The sequence below is a fragment of the Mycobacterium sp. genome, assembly GCF_035570115.1.
Classification (GTDB): domain Bacteria; phylum Actinomycetota; class Actinomycetes; order Mycobacteriales; family Mycobacteriaceae; genus Mycobacterium.
The window spans coordinates 23392-40895 of sequence record NZ_DATMLH010000040.1 but is presented as its reverse complement, the minus strand read 5'-3'; the positions used below and the strand labels follow the sequence as shown (position 1 = coordinate 40895).

Genomic DNA, 17504 nt, shown 5'->3' with positions numbered 1-17504 from the left:
CGGGATCACCGTCAATGCCGTCCCGCCGGGATTCGTCGACACGCCGATGCTGCGCAGCGCGGAGAGTCGGCATCTACTCGGTGGCTCGGTGGAGGACCACATCAATCGCACACCGGTGCGCCGGGTCGGAAAGCCCGAAGATATCGCCGCCGCGTGTTCGTTTTTCATATCCGAGGAGGCCAGTTACATCACCGGCCAGATCCTCGGTGTCAACGGCGGTCGCAACACCTGAGAGGGATCTGGAAGGGACCAATGTACGAGAGAGACCAACTGTTCATCGACGGGAAGTGGGCTCCGCCGGTTGCTAAGACGGGTTCTGACGCCGTCATCACGGTGATATCGCCGCACAGCGAGTCGGTCATAGGTCACGCCGCCTGCGCGGGCCCCGCGGACGTGGATCGTGCTGTCGAAGCCGCCCGGGCGGCTTTCGACACCGGGCCGTGGCCGCGCATGCAGCCCGCCGAGCGGATCGAGGCACTCACCCGACTGGCCGGCATCTATAAGGAGCGACGAGCCGACATGGCGGCGCTGATTTCGGCCGAGATCGGCGCTCCCATCAGTTTCGCCAAAAGGGCACAGGTGGCGCTGCCGCTCACGATGATCTCGGCGTTCTGTGCTTTCGCGCAGAACTACGCATGGCAGCAGGCTCGTCCAGGGTTGTACGGCAAGGACATTCGGATTCTGAAGCAACCGGTCGGAGTCGTCGCTGCGATCGTGCCGTGGAACATGCCGCAGTTTCTCACCGTCACCAAGGTCATACCGGCGCTGCTGGCCGGCTGTTCGGTGGTGCTCAAACCCGCGCCCGAGTCAGTGCTCGACGCGCAGTTGCTCGCCGATTTGGTCGCCGCGGCCGACCTTCCGCCGGGCGTGCTGAACGTGGTGCCCGGCGGTCGCGAGGTCGGCGAACTGTTGGTCGGCCACTCAGGCGTCGACAAGGTCTCGTTCACCGGGTCCACGGCGGCCGGCCGCCAGGTGGCGCTTGCTTGCGCCGCGGGGCTGAAGCAGGTCAGCCTCGAACTGGGGGGCAAGTCGGCGGCCATCGTGCTCGATGACGCCGACCCGTCCGCCGTCGCCACCGGAATTCAGATGGCCAGCCTGGCCAACAGCGGGCAGGTGTGCAACGCGCTGAGCCGGATCCTGGTGCCCGAGGCACGCAAGGACGAGTACGTCGACGCGTTGGCCGCCGCGATGTCGTCGATGACGGTGGGCGACCCCGCCGATCCCAACACCCAGATCGGCCCATTGGTGGCAAAGCGCCAGCAGGAACGGGTCCGCGGCTACATCGCGTCGGGCCAGAACGAAGGGGCGCGCCTGGTGACCGGCGGCGCCGCCTTGCCCGACGGTCTCGACACCGGCTGGTATGTGCGGCCGACGCTTTTCAGCGACGCGACCAATGACATGCGGATTGCCCGCGAAGAGATCTTCGGCCCGGTGCTGACCGTCATTCCCTTCCGCGACGAGGACGAAGCGATCCGGATCGCCAACGACTCCGAGTACGGGCTGGCCGGCTCGGTGTTCACCACCGACGTCGATCGCGGGTATGGCATCGCGGCGCGGGTGCGGTCGGGCACTTTCGGCGTCAACGAGGGCTACATCATGGATCCGGTGGCCCCGTTCGGCGGCGTCAAGAACAGCGGCTACGGTCGCGAACTCGGAACCGAAGGAATTGACAGTTACACGGTGAGCCAATCGATTTCCGCTGCGGCGCCGGCGAACTAGTGTCGGCTGCCTCCGACTTCGGCGGGTAACGGCGGCGGCAACGGCTTCGTCGGCGTCGGTGTCGTCGACGGCGGTGGCGCGGCCGGCGCTGATGTACCCGGCGATGCCGCAGGCGTTTTCGGCCCGTGGAAGTACTCCATCGATTCCGTGCGGATCACCTGGTTGCCCTCGCTGACAACCAGGGAACTCGACGTCACCGTGTAGGTGATTCCGTCCCTGTCGGCGACGAATCCGCCGCCGCTGGACGTCGACGCCGGCGCGACCAACTTGGCGCCGTCGCTGATCCGCACTCCGCGGTACTCATATTTACCGCTCGGGGTCTGGCAGATCGCCACCCGCGACGTGGCGGTACTGCCGAAAGCCACCGCCGTGTCCGGCGCCGCACAGCGCGCTGTGGAATCGACGAAACCCAGCGCATCGGTCGCCGGTTCGGCAGTGGCCGCTGGCACGCCGACGGCAAGTAGCGCCCAACACGCCGCCGCGGCGACGGTGGCGCGGCGGGTGCACGGCCCGTACGACGACATCAGGCCTTCACCAAAACATGGCTGACCAGGTGGCGGGCTCAGCCACGCCGCCCAACGACCAAATCGTTAGCTTCTCGATATCCACCGGGCGACTAGGGCTAGATTCGACGCCGGACCCGCACCGATGAAAGGGGCCAAACCATGGCGAACTCCGACCGACTGCTGTTCGATCCGAATACCTACGACCCGTCGCACTTCGATCCTGAGACGCGGCGCCAACTCCGCGCGGTGATCGAATGGTTCGAAGGTCGTGGCAAGGCGAAGTTGCTCCGCGACGATCTCGAAGCGGCCTGGGTGTCGGACTTCCTCGACTTCATCAAGCAGGAAAGGATCTTCGCGACGTTCCTGACGCCGTCGGAGTACGGCGGGGGCGATCCGAACAAACGCTGGGACACCTCCCGCAACGCCGCGCTGAGCGAGATCTTCGGGTTTTACGGGCTGTCGTACTGGTACGCCGAACAGGTCACCATTCTGGGCCTCGGACCGATCTGGCAGAGCGACAACATCAAGGCCAAGGAGCGCGCGGCCAGCCAGCTCGAGGCGGGCGGCGTGATGGCATTCGGGCTCTCCGAGCGTGAGCACGGCGCAGACATCTACAACACCGACATGCTGCTGACGCCCGCTGGCGACAATGGCGCCGCGGGCCCGGAAGAACCGGTCTTTCGCGCGTCGGGGGAGAAGTACTACATCGGCAACGGCAACGTCGCGGGCATGGTGTCGGTGTTCTCCCGCCGCACCGACGTCGACGGCGCCGACGGTTACGTCTGGTTCGTCGCCGACAGCAACCACCAGAACTACGAACTGATCGGCAATGTCGTGCATGGCCAGATGTATGTCAGCAACTTCCGGCTCAACGACTATCCGGTGCACGAGGAGGACATCCTGTGCACCGGCCCGGAGGCGTTCTCGGCCGCACTCAACACCGTTAACGTCGGCAAGTTCAACTTGTGCTCCGGCTCGATCGGGATGTGCGAGCACGCCTTCTACGAGGCGATCACGCATGCCAACAACCGCATCCTGTACGGCAACCCGGTCACCGACTTCCCCCACGTGCGTGCCAGCTTCGTCGAGGCCTACGCCAGATTGGTCGCGATGAAACTCTTCAGCGACCGCGCGATCGACTACTTCCGCAGCGCCAGCCTCGACGATCGCCGATACCTGCTGTTCAACCCGGTGACCAAGTCGAAAGTCACCTCAGAGGGCGAGACGGTGGTCACCTTACTGTGGGATGTGTTGGCCGCCAAGGGCTTCGAGAAGAACACCTACTTCTGCGAAGTGGCGCGGCTGATCGGCGCCTTGCCGCGGCTAGAAGGCACCGTGCACGTCAACGTCGCGCAGATCCTCAAGTTCATGCCCAACTTCATGTTCAACCCGGCGCCTTACCCCGAGATCGGCACTCGCAACGACCCGGCCGACGACGGGTTCTTCTGGGCCCAGGGTCCGGCCCGAGGCGCATCAAGGGTCCGCTTCGCCGATTGGACCGCGGTCTACGAAAAGCACACGAAGATACCGAATGTCGCGCTGTTCTACGACCAGGCCGTCGAACTCAGGAAGCTCCTGGCCACCGCAGCGCCGGATGAGAACCAAATGCGCGACCTCGACTTCCTGCTCGTTGTAGGCCACCTCTTTACTCTGGTGGTCTACGGCCAGCTGATTCTCGAGCAAGCCGATCTGATCGGACTCGATGCCGACCTGGTGGACCAGATCTTCAGTGTCCAGATACGCGATTTCTCCCAACATGCCGTCGCCTTGCACGGCAAGCCGAGTTCCACGTCGCCACAACAAGACTGGGCTATCTCGGCGGTGCGCAAGCCGGTAGTCGATGCCGACCGCTTCGACCGGGTCTGGCAACAGGTCAAGGCCTACGACGGCGCCTACGAGATGCGTGTGTAGCCGGTCGGGGTAAACGGCACGTCATCGGGTGCCGCAAGGCGCGCTGCCAGCAGCGTGCGGGCGGCGTCGCCGATCGGAATTCGCAACGGCAGCTGCGGCTTTTCCGCGGCGTCGGCGACCTCGGCCGCTACCTGCTCGGGCGTGATCATCCCGGCGCGCGGGCCGCCGCCTTTGAGTATGTCGGCGTAGGGGTCGTCGGGCAGGGTGTAGGTAGTCACGTTGTCGAGTGCGCCGGAACTCACTGCGCCGGGCTCGAGCAGCGCTGCCTGGACGCCGAAGGGGGCCGTCTCGATGGCCAGCGCCTCGACGAGCCCTTCCAGCGCCCATTTCGTCGCGGCATACGCCGCGCCGGGTGGCAGTACGACCCGTCCGACGACGCTGGACATGAACAGCAGCTTGCCGTCGCCGCGAGCCCGCATCTGCGGCAGCGCGGCTTGGGCAACACGGATCGCCCCGATCGTGTTGAGGTTGAACAGCCGCTGCAGTTCGGGAAGCGGTATGGCTTCCACGGCCGCGTAGAAAATGTCCGCGGGGTTGACGATGACGATGTCGACGTCACCCGCGGCGGCGAATGCGGCGGTGACGCTGGCGTCCTCGGTGACGTCGAGGGCCAGTCGTTGGCTGACGTCGAGGTCGGCCAGCGAGTGCGGATCACGTGCGGTGGCTACCACGCGGTGTCCGCGGCGGGCGAACTCGACGGTGATGGCGCGGCCGATCCCACGGCTGGCTCCGGTGACGAGGACAGATGACATGGCGTTTACTCCTGGCGGCGAGTTTTCATCGGACGCCAATATAAACTGATCGGTGTACTTCGTTGTTCCAACATACCCGAGGTTTCTTCGGGTGCACATCGATCGCTGCGTGAGACCGGGCCTAGCATCAGCGCATGCGTGACTCCAAGATTCTGATCACCGGTCCGACCGGCCAGGTTGCCAGTCCTATTGCCCAGGCCCTGGCGGCCGACAACGAAGTCTGGGGTATTGCCCGGTTTACCAATGCGGCGGCGCGTGAGGCGCTGGAGAAGTCGGGGGTGCGGTGCGAGACCGTCAACCTGGCCGCCGGGGATTTCACCGGCATCCCGTCCGATTTTGACTACGTGCTCAACTTGGCGGTGGCCAAGAGCGGGAACTGGGACAAAGACCTCGCCGCCAACGCGGAGTCCGTCGGGCTGCTGATGGCCCACTGCCGCAACGCAAGAGCGTTCCTGCAGTGCTCGTCAGGTGCCGTCTACGACCCGCCGGATGAGGAACCACGAACTGAGCGTGCGGCATTGGGCGACAACCACAAACCGCTGTTCCCAACCTATTCCATCTCCAAGATCGCGGGCGAGGTCGTCGCCAGGACGATGGCCCGCGCGCTCGGCGTGCCGACCGTCATCGCCCGGCTCAACGTCCCGTACGGCGACAACGGAGGGTGGCCGTTCTATCACATGGAGATGATGCTGGCCGGCATTCCGATCCCGGTCCCGGCCGGCGGGCCGGCCCGCTACAACCCGATTCACGAGGACGACATCATCGCGACCATCCCGAAACTGCTTGCGGTGGCGTCGGTTCCGGCGACCACGCTCAACTGGTGCGGAGAGCAGGCCGTGAGCCTCCAGGAGTGGTGCGGCTACCTTGGTTCGCTGGTCGGCAAGGAACCGGTCTTCCAGGAGAGCGAGCAGGCGTTACGCGGTAATCCCACCGACCCGAGCCGAATGCGCGAGCTGGTCGGGGTCACCGCGGTCGACTGGCAGGACGGGATGCGTCGGCTGGCAACCAAGTTCCATCCGGAGCTGGTCGGCTCCGGCTAGTCCTCCTTGGCGATCAGCCGCTTGAGCGCTTCGCGATCGGGCGCCAGCAGCTCGTCGATGCGTGACTGGTTCACGTCGGCGACGATGATCTCGCCGACCTCCTGGTACACGTTGCTGAAGATGCCGTGCGACTTCATCTTCTCGGTCTGATAGATGTTGTCCTCGGTCGGTGTGACGTAGTAAACGATCTCCGGCTTGAACCGATGGATCAGCCACAGGTGGATAACGTCCATCAGCCGCTTCTTACGCATCTTCTCGGCGAACGTGTTCTGGTCGCGCACGGTGAGGATGTTGCGTCCGTGCCGGTCCTTGATCGGGTCGACGACCGCGTTGGCAAGCGGCTCTTCCCCGTCGCCGTAGATGCCGAGTTCGAGCACGTCGGATCCGGCGCGTCGCGGACGTAGTCGCACGGACAGCTTCTCGTCGATCTGGTAGTGGTCGCCCCACAGCGCCAGCCATTCCTCCAGCAGCTTCTTCGGCACCTCGGTCTGCACCAGATGCTGATGCTGGGTCGAGCCCGCGCCCATCGCCTTGGTGGTCGCCGTGCGCCCGGAGGACGCGGCGAGCGCGGCATCGCTGCGCGGCCCGCCGACGAGGGTTTGCGGTGTGCGGTAGGGCGACTCGACCAGGCGCATCTTGCGCTGCAGTCGGGCCAGCGCAAGCATGCCGTCCTGCCGTAGCGCGGTGGCGAACTCCTCGGAGGCGACGCCGTCGATCTGGTGTCCGCCGTACGTGATGAAGTTGAAGACGAAGCCCATCTTGCCGAGCTCTTCGGGGAAGGCCCGCATCTCGTCGTCGGTCATGCCGGTGGTGTCCCAGTTGAACGACGGCGAGAGGTTATAGGCGAGCATTTGGTCGGGGTACACGGCGTGGACGGCCTCGGCGAACTGCCGGGCGTCGGCGAGATCGGCGGTCTTGGTCTCCATCCAGAGGAGGTCGGCGAACGGCGCCGCGGCAAGCGATTTCGCGATCGCATAGGGTATGCCGCCACGGATCTGGAAGTAGCCCTCCGGCGTTTTGGCCCGCTCGCAGTCCCATCCGGGATCGGCGCCCAACTCCCGCGCCTTCTCCCGCGCGACGTAGAGCGATGCACGCTCGGCGAACTGCCGCCATTCGGTGGCGCTCATATCGCGCGGTTCACCCTCGCTCTCGGCGAATTCGAGCAGATCCGCGACGGCCTCGCCGAACGTCATCAGCCCGGCGTCGTCCTGCCAGGCGTTGACGAACTTGGACTCGACCTCATCGAAGACGGCGTCGATCGACACCTGCGCGTGGTCCGGGTTGGCGGCCGCCTTGCCGATCAAATCCGCGATGCCGTGACGCTCCAGCCACGCATCGGCAGCGGCGTACTCACCGTCCGGAAGGGCATAGAGGAGGTGGCCGTTGAGCTCGCTGAATCCCGCGTCGTAGAAACGCCGAACCATGGCAAGGAAGCAGGCCTTGTAGGACGGAATCTTGAGGTTGGTGGTGCCGAGTATGAACGGCTGGTCGCGCTCGTCAGCGCGACCGTCGATCAGGTTGGCAGCCTCGGCGTCGGTGCGCGCGACGATGATGCCCGGCACCCGCATGATGTCGAGTTGGAAGCGGGCAGTGTTGAGACGCTTGATCTGTTCGTCGGACGGCACCAGAACCTTTCCGCCCTGATGCCCACACTTCTTGGTGCCCGGCCGCTGGTCCTCGATGTGGTATCCCGGCACGCCCGCTTCGACGAACCGCTTGACCAGGTTGCGCACGTGCGGATCGCCGCCGTGGCCGGTGTCGGCGTCGGCGATGATGAACGGCCGGTAGTCGACCGCCGGTGTTCGTTCGCGTTGTTCCTCGCTCATCCGAAGCCGCAGGTACTGCTGATTGCGGTCGGCGGTCAGCAGTGCGCGGACCAGGCCGGCGGCCTCGTCGGGCACTTGGCTCAGCGGATAGCTGGCCAGGTCGGGCCCCGGGTCTTCGCTGATCGAGCCCTTGGCGGAGGTTGCCCAACCGCCGAGGTAGATGCCCTCGATGCCCATCCGCTTCATGGTCACTGCCTGCCCTGGCGAGTATGGGCCGAAGGTGGTGATGCTCTTACGCTGGGCGAAGAGCTCGCGCAGCCGAGGGTAAAAGGCCTGCGCCGCCTCTCGCGCAACGATGTAATCGCTGGGGATGGTGCCGCGCTGCTCGACAACTTGGCGTGCGGAGTAGAGGCGAGTGATTCCCTCGAACCGCGGGCTGTCGAAGTATCGCTGCGTGGCGGCGACATCGCTGTCAAAGTGGTCCTCGAGTGTTGTGCGTGCCTCGGTGCCCGCATCAATTGCCATGATCGTTCGCTCCTCTTCCCGCCCAATTCCCCGGATAGTGCGAGTCTATGGGCTGCTGCGCGGCATAAAGTTTCAAATCGGCATCTCGCTGGCCAAGATGAGCCGCCTCGAGGATGCCGCCATCCAGGCGAGGCTAAACCCCAGGTTAATTGGCGCAGGGGTCATTTTGGCCGCTTGGCATAGCCCGCTCGGATACACTCGCGCCACGCGGCGACGGCGCCGCATCCGAGGGGAGCCGTGATGAGTTCTCGACGATCGGCCCGCACGCTGGGCTCCTTACCAGCGGCTTTGCCGCCCAGCCGCACCGTCCCCGTCCGCGCTCCGGATGGCACCCGCCTGCACACCCAGGTCTTCGGGCCCGAGGACGGCTATCCGCTCGTGTTGGCGCACGGCATCACGTGTGCCATCCGGGTGTGGGCCTACCAAATCGCCGAGCTGGCCACCGATTACCGGGTGATCGCGTTTGATGCTCGCGGCCACGGCCGCAGCGGGCTTCCCAAGCGGGGAGGCTATAGCCTCGCGCAGCTCGCCTCCGATGTCGACGCGGTGCTCGAGGCCACGCTCGCGCCGGGGGAGCGTGCCGTCATCGCGGGACACTCGATGGGCGGCATGGCCATCGCCGCCTGGTCGGACCAGTACCGCCACAAGGTCGAGGCGCGCGCCGATGCCGTGGCTCTGATCAACACCACCACCGGTGATCTGCTGCGCGAGGTGAGGCTGCTGCCGGTTCCGGCGCCGTTCGCCGCGGTCCGGGTATTGGGTGCGCGCGCCCTGGTCAACATCTTCGGCTCGTTCTCGGTGCCGCCTGCCGTGCGCCGCGCCACCCGCGAAATGATCTCGATGCTGGCCGTCGGCGCCGACGCCGAGCCCGAGGTCGGCAAGTTGATCTACGACCTGTTCAACGCCACATCGCCGGCGGGACGCGGCGGCTGCGGCAAGGCGCTCGTCGACGCGCTGGGACGTCGCCACGTCAGCCTCGCCGGCCTGACGGTGCCGACCCTGGTCATCGGCAGCGAACGCGACCGGCTGACGCCGCTTGTTCAGTCCCGGCGGATCGCCGCGGCCGTGCCCAACCTGGTAGAGCTCGTGGTGCTGCCCGGCGGGCACTGCTCGATGCTGGAGCGGCCCGCCGAGGTCAACCGGGAGCTGCGCGCGCTCGCCGAATCCTCGGCCGGTAGCCGACGCATCAGCTCATAGGCGCTGAGCTACCTCGGCGGCGGCCCGCTGGCCGGAACGCACCGCCCCGTCGAGGAAGCCGGTCCACTCGTCGGCGGTCTCGGTGCCGGCCCAGTGGATGGGTCCGACCGGGCGGCGTAGCCAAGGTCCGTAACGCGTCCACGAGCCGGGCGGTACCGCGGCGGTCGGACCGCCCGCCGCGAATTCCTCTGCACCCCAACGATGGTCGACGTAGTCGATTGGTTTCAGCGCTTCGTCGCCGAATAGCGATGCGAAGCATTCCAGCGCGCGCTGCCGACGCTGATCGGCGGGGAGTTCGTCGAAGGTGCGGGCGTCGACGAACCCCAGCAGAACGCCCGGCCCGTCGGGCTGCGGGCTGACGTCGAAGGTGATGAACACCGGGCCCTCGTCGGACAGCGCCTCACCGGACGCCCCTTTTTTCCGCCAGAACGGCGTGGCGTAGGCGGCATACGCCTTGGACAGGCGGCCTTGTGGCCAGTGCTCGGCGAGGTGGTCGTATTCGGCCGGCAGCGGGGGAGTGAACTCGATGTGCCTGCGGTGCTCCGGCGGGATCGCGACGATGACGAACCGGGCGTCGGCCCGGCCCTTTTCGCAGGTGATCGTCACCCCGTCGGCGCGGTGCTCGACGCGTCTCACCGCGGCCTCCAGGACAACCCGGTCGCCGAGTTCAGCCGCCGACGTGACGGCGATCTGTTGCGTGCCCGCCGCGAAACGGTCCTGTTGCGCGCCGTTTTCCACGTCCAGCAGCCGGTCCAGACCACCGGCCGCCCGCACGTAGCGGGCCGCGTGCAGCATCGACACGTCGTCGGGTTCACGTCCCCAGGTCACTCGCGCCATGATGGCCAGCAGATCGCGTGCGGTGGCACCGGCGCGCACCGACCGCAACCAGTCGCCCAACGACTGCCCGTCGAGCCGACCGGCACGGCGGGCAGTCCACGGCTCGGTCAGCGGAATGGCCCGCGCGATGCGCTCGAATTGCCAACGCACCCGGCCGATGTCGATGAGGCCGCCCAGCGAGAGCCGCGGGATGGTGCCGGTATACGAGCGGACGGCGCCGCGCCATCGGATCAGGTTGGCGCCGTCGTGATAGGTCGGAACGGTCGGGATGCCGAGCTCGCCGGCCAGCGCCAGCACGGCGTCCTGCGTCGGGCCGACGAACGTGCCGCCCATATCGACCGGGATGCCGGCGACATGGCCGGTGTGCGAGCGTCCGCCCACCCGGTCGCGGCCCTCGAGCACCAGCACATCGTGGCCGAGCCGCGTCAATTCACGGGCCGCGGTGAGCCCGGCGAAACCGGCCCCCACCACGACGATATCGGCGGTCCAGGTCGCGTCGGGCATGCCCCTCAGTCAACCGTATGGGCGCTGCGTAGGCTCAATCGCACTGCCCGAGTCCTGCGCGGGTGGTTACACCATCCGCGTCGTCGTCAGGCGGTCTCGTTGAAAGTCTTCACCGCGTTGTATGGGCTGGCCGACGCAGCCGACCGGGCGCGGGAGTTGCGCGACGCCGGTGCCAGCGGCGTCGCCAGCTTCGAGGGAGCGCACGACGTGTTCGCGCCGCTGACGTTGGCGGCCACCGTGGGCGGACTGGACCTGATGACGAATGTCGCTATCGGGTTCCCGCGCAACCCGATTCACCTGGCGCATCAGGCTAATGACCATCAGCTGTTGAGCTCGGGCCGGTTCATTCTCGGACTCGGCACCCAGATTCGCACCCAAATCGAGAAGCGCTTCGGCGCCCCGTTCGACAAGCCGGTGGCTCGCATGACCGAGCTGATTGCGGCGTTGCGGGCGATCTTCGCGGCGTGGAACTCCGGCGAGCGCTTGAATTTTCGCGGCGACTACTACCGGCACACGTTGATGACGCCTGCCTTCAACCCGGGCCCGAATCCATATGGTCCGCCGCCGATTTACGTCGGCGCGCTCGGGCCGCGGCTAACCCGTGCCGTCGCCGAGCACGCCGACGGTCTGCTGGTGATGCCGTTCGGCTCGAAGCGTTTTCTACACGAGCACACCATGCCCACGGTGCGCGAGGCTCTGCGTGCCGGCGACCGCCAAACCGGCGACTTCACTGTCCTGCCCGAGATCATCGTGTCGACAGGTGGCACCGACGCCGAGCGTGAGCAGGCCGACGCGGGGACCCGCCGGCTGTTGGCGTTCTACGGGTCCACCCCGGCGTATCGGCCGGTGCTGGCCGCGCACGGTTGGGAGGATCTGCAGCCCGAGCTCAATGCGCTGTCCAAGCAGGGCCGTTGGGAGGAGATGGGCGGGCTGATCGACGACGAGATGCTGCACACCATCGCGGCCTGCGGCACGCCTGCGGACGTCGCGCGTCATATCCGGGACCGCGTCGACGGCGTGGCCGACACCGTCTGCCTGTACCAGCCGGGGACGATGGGCCTCGACACGCTGGCCGCAATCATCGACGAGCTAAGTCCCGGCTCCCATCGCCGTGACTAGTGGCCAGCCTACCCTGGAGGGCGAAAAGTAACTCGCCGACCACTGGTGGGAGGAGATTTTCGATGATTGAGGACCCGTTCTTTGACGTGGTGATCATCGGTGCAGGGATATCCGGGATCGGCGCCGCGTATCGCATCCGAGAGCGCAACCCGCAGCTGCGCTTCGCCATCCTGGAACGGCGTGAGCGCCTCGGCGGAACCTGGGACCTGTACCGCTATCCGGGGGTGCGATCCGACAGCGACATCTTCACGCTCTGTTTCCCGTGGGAGCCGTGGACCCGGCCGGAGATGATCGTGGATGGATCGCACATCTGGCAGTACCTGGCCGACACCGCGCGGAAGCATCACATCGACGAGCACATCCGGTTCAACACCTACGTCCAGTCAGCCGACTGGGACTCGACCACGGACACTTGGACGGTGCGCGCCGAGCAAGACGGCAGCGCCAAGACCTACCGATGCCGGTTCGTGTTCTTCGGCACGGGCTACTACGACTACGACAATCCCTACAAACCGCCATTTCCCGGAATCGAGACCTTCACCGGTGACGTGGTGCACCCGCAGCACTGGCCGGCGTCCTTGGACTGCACGGGCAAGCGGTTCGTGGTGATCGGCAGCGGCGCGACCGCGGTCAGCTTGATCCCATCGCTGGCTGAACAGGCCGCACATGTGACGATGCTGCAACGCACGCCGTCCTACATGATCTCCACCCCACAAGTGGAGCCGACGTCGGTTGCGATCCGAAACATGTTGCCGCGCAGGATTGCCCACTGGATCATTCGCTGGCGCAACGCTCTCGCGGGTGTGCTGATCTGGCAGGTGTCGCGCCGGGCGCCGGAGTGGACGAAGCGGCGGCTACGGCGCATCGCGGAGCGCAACCTGCCGCTCGGCTACGACATCGACACCCATTTCAAGCCGCCGTACAACCCGTGGGATCAGCGCCTGTGCTTCCTCGTCGGTGCCGACCTGTACAAGGTGATCGGCGACGGTGCCGTCGACGTGGTCACCGACCACATCGACCACATGGACGCGAGCGGCATCGTGCTGAAATCGGGGCGGCACCTCGACGCCGATGTGATCGTCACCGCGACGGGATTGCAGCTGCAGGCGCTCGGCGGCATCAGCATCAGCGTCGACGGCGAAAAGATCAACCCGCACGACCGCTTCGTCTACAAGCGGCACCTGCTCGAGGATGTTCCGAACATGGCATGGTGCGTGGGTTACGTCAATGCGTCCTGGACATTGGGCGCCGACATGACGGCGCGGTCGGTGGCAAAGCTGTTGGAACACATGAACTCTCACGGGCACACGCACGCATATCCGCACCTCGGGGACACCGACATGGCCGAGCAGCCGACGCTCAACCTGCAGGCGGGCTATGTGCTACGCGCCCTGGACGTGCTGCCCAAGTCGGGCACCCGCCGACCGTGGCTGGTCAGCCGCGACTTCTTGCGCGACGTGCTTGAGCATCGGCTACGGCCAATCGACGAGCAGATGGTGTTCGGCAGCGCGAGCGTCGACGAGGCGCAACTCGCTTAAGTTCGATTGCCCCGCATTTCCCTCACCTCCCTCGACGACCCCGCGCCCTGGACCCACGCGCAGGCAGCAGCGCAGACGCTGATCGACCATGGCTCTGGCGCTGTTCTTCGTGGCCGCAGCAAGCGGCTCCGCGATCGCGGTGGTGGCCGCGATTGTGTTCGGCGTCAACGTCGTTCACGACGCAATGTATGGACCTCAGGCCGCATGGTTCGCCGAACTCTTCGACACCCGGGTGCGTTATAGTGGCTCCTCGCTGGGTTATCAGATAGGAGCTGTGCTGTCGGGAGGGTTCGCGCCGTTGATCGCCGCGGCGCTGCTGGCCGCGGGCGGCGGCAGGCCATGGCTAATCGTGGCCTATTTCGCTGTGTTGGCTGCGATCACGGCCGCGGCGGCCTACGAGGCGCGGGAAACTCGCGCAGATCAGCTGCGGTGATGCGGTGACCAGGATCTTTCTCAACGCGTTCGACATGGCTTGCGTCGGGCACCAGTCGGCGGGGCTGTGGCGCCATCCCGAAGACCATGGCTACCGCTATCGCGAACTCGGCTACTGGACCGAGCTGGCCCGCATCTTGGAAGCCGGCGGTTTCGACGCGCTGTTCCTCGCCGACGTGCTCGGCGTCTATGACGTGTACGGCGGCTCACGGGATGCGGCCGTGATCGACGCCGCGCAATTCCCGGTGAACGACCCGACCGCGGCTGTTTCGGCCATGGCCGCGGTGACCGAGTCTCTGGGGTTCGGAATCACGCTGTCGCTGACCTATGAGCAGCCCTACGCGCTGGCGCGCCGGTTGTCGACGCTGGATCACCTCACCGGTGGCCGGGTGGCGTGGAACATCGTCACGTCCTATCTGGACAGTGCCGCACGCAATCTCGGCCTGGATGCACAGATCCCGCACGACCAGCGCTACGAGATCGCCGACGAGTATCTCGAGGTCTGCTACAAGCTATGGGAAGCGTCGTGGGAGTCCGATGCGGTTGTGCGCGACCCGCAGCGCGGTGTGTTCACCGATCCGGCCAAGGTGCATGACATCGAGCACAAGGGCAAATACTTCTCCGTCCCCGGTCCGTTCCTGTGCGAACCGTCGCCGCAACGCACTCCGGTGCTGTTCCAGGCCGGTGCCTCGCCGCGGGGCGTCAGGTTCGCGGCAGCCCACGCCGAGGCGGTGTTCGTCTCGGGCCCGACGCCGCAAATCGTGCGTGGTCCGGTGCGGGCGCTGCGGACGGCCGCCGCCGAGCTGGGCCGAGATCCGCGGTCGATCAAGGTGTTCACGATGGTGACGCCGGTCGTCGCCGAAACGCATGAACAGGCCGTCGCCAAGCTGGCCGAGTATCGGAAGTTCGTCAGCGCCAGTGGTGCGTTGGCGCTATTCGGCGGCTGGACCGGGGTCGACCTGGCCCAGCTCGACCCCGACGATCCCCTGCGATACGTCGAGACCAACGCGAACCGGTCAGCGCTGGCGTCGTTTACCACCGCCGCACCGGAGCGCACGTGGACGGTGCGGGAATTGGCCCAGGAGATCGGCATCGGTGGTCGTGGCCCGGTACTGGTGGGCTCGCCCGCCGAAGTAGCCGACCAACTCGAGCGCTGGGTCGAGGAGGCCGATGTAGACGGCTTCAATCTGGCCTACGTGACGACCCCGGGCACCTTCGTCGACTTCGCGAAATTCGTTGTGCCCGAGCTTCGTCGCCGCGGCCGGGTGCCAGATCAGGTCGCGCCTTCGACGCTTCGCGAACGTCTTGGCAGCGCCGGACCGCTGCTGCCGGCCGATCACCCCGGTGCTGCGTACCGAAACCGGTTAGGGCGCAACCGTTAGCCAGTCGGCGAACCCCGACGGATCGTGGCGGCCCAGCGCGCCGTGTTCGTAGAGACCCCAGCCCTCCACCGGACTGCCGTCGCCGTCGCGGCACAGCGCGCGGCCGACATGGTCGATGACGCCGAAGCCGGATCGTCCGACGATCGCCGGGTCGGTCATGTTGTAAGTCAGCCGCTCGACGAACTTCTCGCCCTTCCACATGCCGTGCAGCCAGTCCGAATCACCGCCGTAGCCACCGCCGACATGGATCGGCACCGGCAGCTTGGACTCCACGTCGAAGTGGACGGGGGTGCCGTCCGGGGCGGTGGCGTCGATCGTCGCGCCGGTCGGGATGCGGGTGCCGGACCGGTAGTGGATCTTGACCCGCGGCCAGCCCAACTGCTCGACCCGACCGTCGCGCCAGATTCGGGTGCAGTCGTTGAGCGAACGGAATCCGTTGGGCTCCTCCTGGATGATCAGCACCACCGCGAAGTCGTCGAACGCCATCGGAACGTAAAGCCACCACATGCCCTCGAACGGCGGGTCGGCGGGCCGGCCGGCAGGTTCGGGTTCGCCGATCGGCCTGATGCCCCAGGACCGGTCGCGGCTGCCGATCCAGGTGGCGGGGTCGACGGCGATCTCTTGGCCGTCGACGGCAATCCGGCCGCTCCAGCTGCCGAGTTGGGCGAACCGCTGCGCGTTTAGTGTGACCCGGTTCCCCGTGCGCAGAATGTGCGGCTGCTCCTGGACGACGTCGAACAGGCCCTCCCAGGTGAGATCGGCTGCGATTCCCTCGGTTTCGCCGAGGATCAACCGCAGCTTGTGCAGCGGCTCGATGACCTCGATCCGATAACCGTTCACGTTCTGATTGAGCCGGTCCTGATCGATGGCGTCCGAAAGGTGCACCGCGGTCTGGGTGTCACCGCGCCGGATGAGCACGAAAGCGTCCTTCACCCCGAGGTTGGGGTAGTAGCCGATGCCGCTGATCACGAAGATGTTCCCGGTGCGGTCGTGGGCGTTGAAGTAGGAGCGATCGTAGAAATTGCGGTCCGAGGAACCCGGCCACGCGATCGGCTGGGGAACCTGGTGTACCGGGTACTCGTCGAGCGGTCCGAGCATTACTGATCCTCTCCGACAAGACGCTTCAGCAATCCGGCGTGATAGAAGAGCGATTCCACGTCGTTGGGTTTCTCGGTTTCCCCGAAGTGCACCCGCCGCGCGCCAGTGCGCATGAACACGCAGGCCCACATAACCCCCGAGTAGACGTAAAACCAATGCAGGTCGCCGATTTCGACGCCGGTGAGCCGCTGATAGGTAGAGCGGACGTCCTCCTCACGCATCACATCGGCTAAGCCGGGCAGCGTCGCCAAGCCGGCGAGCTCCTGAAAGACCATGTGCGCGAAGATCATCCATGCGACATCGAGCTCACGCGGACCCAGCGTCACCATTTCCCAGTCCAGCACGGCCACCGGTCGAAAGTCGCGGTACAAGACGTTGCCCACCCGGGCATCGCCCCACAACAGCACCGGCTCGGTGGCGGCCACCTGTTGCGGCCAGTTGTCTTCCAGCCACCGGAAACTCCGCTCCAGCAACGGTGATCGTCCGATGTCAGGCACCGCGAAGTCGTACCACGACCGTACCCAATTGAAGTGTCTGCGCAGCGCGGTGTCGCCCTGCTCCGCTTCGGCGAGGAAATCAAACGTACTGTCCGCGTGCGGGATTGCATGCAACGATGCCAACACTCCGACGGTGGCGTCCTGCAGTTCGCGCTGACGCTCGGGCGGCGCGTCGGCAAACCAGTTGCCGCCGAAGGTGTAGGGCATGACGTCGGGCGGCACCTCGCCCTCGACGTAGTCCATCAAGAAGAACGGTGTCCCCAAGACGTCGCCGGTCGGCTCGAGCCAGCGCACCCGGGGGACCGGGACGTCGGTCAGCTCGCCGACCATCCGTATCACCTCGAATTGGTGGTCAAGCCGATATGTCGGGAAGACTTGGACGTCGTCGGCGGTGGGCGCCACCCGGGCCACCAGCTTCTGCGTTATCGGCTGGCCGTCTTCGTCCCAGCGGGCGGTCAAGATGATGGTTTCCGAGGACATGCCGGTCGAGTCCACGCCGCTCTCCACGGTGACCTGCGGTGTCGCTCCGCCGGGCAGGACGGTTGACAGCCATTGCGACATCACCGCGGGCAGTGCGGTGACGTCGCGGCTGGAGCGCTGAAGTCGGTCGACTTTGTCGAGCACAGGTTCATTGGCCACGGGTGCCTCCTTCATTGAGACTTCTTCGCGGCAATTACGATA

Annotated in this window: 14 protein-coding genes and 1 pseudogene; 9 read left to right on the top strand and 6 right to left on the bottom strand. The window is 66.2% G+C overall.

What is annotated here, in order from left to right:
* Together VNW74_RS02820 and VNW74_RS02815 are read left to right on the top strand one after the other, a co-directional pair.
* Positions 1 to 232, top strand: a 232-nt coding sequence (locus VNW74_RS02820) for an SDR family oxidoreductase (RefSeq protein ID WP_325675091.1), incomplete at its 5' end; no start/stop codon positions are given.
* Between the two features lie 20 nt (positions 233 to 252).
* Positions 253 to 1719 (top strand): aldehyde dehydrogenase, encoded by a 1467-nt coding sequence (locus tag VNW74_RS02815; protein ID WP_325675090.1) that lies wholly within the window; start codon positions 253 to 255, stop codon positions 1717 to 1719.
* Here VNW74_RS02815 and VNW74_RS02810 read toward each other — a convergent pair.
* The gene (locus VNW74_RS02810) at positions 1716 to 2243 is read right to left on the bottom strand and encodes a hypothetical protein (RefSeq protein ID WP_325675089.1); all 528 of its coding nucleotides are present in this window, start codon (positions 2241 to 2243) and stop codon (positions 1716 to 1718) included. The two genes, VNW74_RS02815 and VNW74_RS02810, sit on opposite strands and share 4 nt — an antisense overlap.
* A gap of 141 nt (positions 2244 to 2384) precedes the next feature.
* Between VNW74_RS02810 and VNW74_RS02805 the strand changes: the two genes are divergently transcribed.
* Positions 2385 to 4136 (top strand): acyl-CoA dehydrogenase family protein, encoded by a 1752-nt coding sequence (locus VNW74_RS02805; protein WP_325675088.1) that lies wholly within the window; start codon positions 2385 to 2387, stop codon positions 4134 to 4136.
* Here VNW74_RS02805 and VNW74_RS02800 read toward each other — a convergent pair.
* Positions 4118 to 4888, bottom strand: a complete 771-nt coding sequence (locus tag VNW74_RS02800) for an SDR family NAD(P)-dependent oxidoreductase (RefSeq protein ID WP_325675087.1) — start codon at positions 4886 to 4888, stop codon at positions 4118 to 4120. The genes VNW74_RS02805 and VNW74_RS02800 overlap by 19 nt on opposite strands.
* 134 nt (positions 4889 to 5022) lie before the next feature.
* Here VNW74_RS02800 and VNW74_RS02795 point away from each other — a divergent pair, with 134 nt between their 5' ends.
* Positions 5023 to 5928 carry an NAD-dependent epimerase/dehydratase family protein gene (locus tag VNW74_RS02795; RefSeq protein WP_325675086.1) on the top strand — a complete coding sequence of 302 codons (906 nt, stop codon included), beginning with the start codon at positions 5023 to 5025 and terminating at the stop codon, positions 5926 to 5928.
* On the opposite strand, the gene aceA is transcribed toward VNW74_RS02795, so the two are convergent.
* On the bottom strand, positions 5925 to 8219 hold the full coding sequence (aceA, locus tag VNW74_RS02790) for an isocitrate lyase ICL2 (RefSeq protein ID WP_325675085.1): 2295 nt from the start codon (positions 8217 to 8219) through the stop codon (positions 5925 to 5927). The genes VNW74_RS02795 and aceA overlap by 4 nt on opposite strands.
* Before the next feature lie 240 nt (positions 8220 to 8459).
* Here aceA and VNW74_RS02785 point away from each other — a divergent pair, with 240 nt between their 5' ends.
* Entirely contained in the window at positions 8460 to 9416 is a 957-nt protein-coding gene (locus VNW74_RS02785) for an alpha/beta hydrolase (protein WP_325675084.1), read from the top strand.
* On the opposite strand, the gene VNW74_RS02780 is transcribed toward VNW74_RS02785, so the two are convergent.
* Entirely contained in the window at positions 9411 to 10757 is a 1347-nt protein-coding gene (locus VNW74_RS02780) for a flavin monoamine oxidase family protein (RefSeq protein WP_325675083.1), read from the bottom strand. The two genes, VNW74_RS02785 and VNW74_RS02780, sit on opposite strands and share 6 nt — an antisense overlap.
* Positions 10758 to 10856: 99 nt before the next feature.
* Here VNW74_RS02780 and VNW74_RS02775 point away from each other — a divergent pair, with 99 nt between their 5' ends.
* The 4 genes and pseudogenes from VNW74_RS02775 to VNW74_RS02760 all read left to right on the top strand — a co-directional run bounded on the left by VNW74_RS02775 (position 10857) and on the right by VNW74_RS02760 (position 15228).
* Complete coding sequence (locus tag VNW74_RS02775) at positions 10857 to 11876, top strand: TIGR03617 family F420-dependent LLM class oxidoreductase (RefSeq protein WP_325675082.1); 1020 nt, start codon at positions 10857 to 10859, stop codon at positions 11874 to 11876.
* Between the two features lie 62 nt (positions 11877 to 11938).
* Entirely contained in the window at positions 11939 to 13414 is a 1476-nt protein-coding gene (locus VNW74_RS02770) for an NAD(P)/FAD-dependent oxidoreductase (RefSeq protein ID WP_325675081.1), read from the top strand.
* Positions 13415 to 13502: 88 nt separating this feature from the next.
* Positions 13503 to 13847, top strand: a pseudogene (locus VNW74_RS02765) (MFS transporter); the annotation flags it as partial.
* Positions 13848 to 13851: 4 nt separating this feature from the next.
* Positions 13852 to 15228: an LLM class flavin-dependent oxidoreductase gene (locus VNW74_RS02760; RefSeq protein ID WP_325675080.1), complete on the top strand. Its 1377-nt coding sequence runs from the start codon at positions 13852 to 13854 to the stop codon at positions 15226 to 15228.
* On the opposite strand, the gene VNW74_RS02755 is transcribed toward VNW74_RS02760, so the two are convergent.
* Together VNW74_RS02755 and VNW74_RS02750 are read right to left on the bottom strand one after the other, a co-directional pair.
* Positions 15211 to 16326, bottom strand: coding sequence for a hypothetical protein (locus VNW74_RS02755; protein WP_325675079.1), 1116 nt, complete (start codon positions 16324 to 16326; stop codon positions 15211 to 15213). The two genes, VNW74_RS02760 and VNW74_RS02755, sit on opposite strands and share 18 nt — an antisense overlap.
* Positions 16326 to 17462: a phosphotransferase family protein gene (locus tag VNW74_RS02750; protein ID WP_325675078.1), complete on the bottom strand. Its 1137-nt coding sequence runs from the start codon at positions 17460 to 17462 to the stop codon at positions 16326 to 16328. Before VNW74_RS02750 ends, VNW74_RS02755 begins: the two co-directional genes overlap by 1 nt.
* Positions 17463 to 17504: the final 42 nt, after the last annotated feature.

Bases quoted from the DNA above. Each gene is read 5' to 3' on its own strand.
- VNW74_RS02785 (WP_325675084.1), top strand. From the start codon at position 8,460: ATGAGTTCTCGACGATCGGCCCGCACGCTGGGCTCCTTACCAGCGGCT.
- VNW74_RS02815 (WP_325675090.1), top strand. From the start codon at position 253: ATGTACGAGAGAGACCAACTGTTCATCGACGGGAAGTGGGCTCCGCCG.
- VNW74_RS02795 (WP_325675086.1), top strand. From the start codon at position 5,023: ATGCGTGACTCCAAGATTCTGATCACCGGTCCGACCGGCCAGGTTGCC.
- VNW74_RS02800 (WP_325675087.1), bottom strand. From the start codon at position 4,888: ATGTCATCTGTCCTCGTCACCGGAGCCAGCCGTGGGATCGGCCGCGCC.
- VNW74_RS02810 (WP_325675089.1), bottom strand. From the start codon at position 2,243: ATGTCGTCGTACGGGCCGTGCACCCGCCGCGCCACCGTCGCCGCGGCG.
- aceA (WP_325675085.1), bottom strand. From the start codon at position 8,219: ATGGCAATTGATGCGGGCACCGAGGCACGCACAACACTCGAGGACCAC.
- VNW74_RS02770 (WP_325675081.1), top strand. From the start codon at position 11,939: ATGATTGAGGACCCGTTCTTTGACGTGGTGATCATCGGTGCAGGGATA.
- VNW74_RS02755 (WP_325675079.1), bottom strand. From the start codon at position 16,326: ATGCTCGGACCGCTCGACGAGTACCCGGTACACCAGGTTCCCCAGCCG.
- VNW74_RS02805 (WP_325675088.1), top strand. From the start codon at position 2,385: ATGGCGAACTCCGACCGACTGCTGTTCGATCCGAATACCTACGACCCG.
- VNW74_RS02780 (WP_325675083.1), bottom strand. From the start codon at position 10,757: ATGCCCGACGCGACCTGGACCGCCGATATCGTCGTGGTGGGGGCCGGT.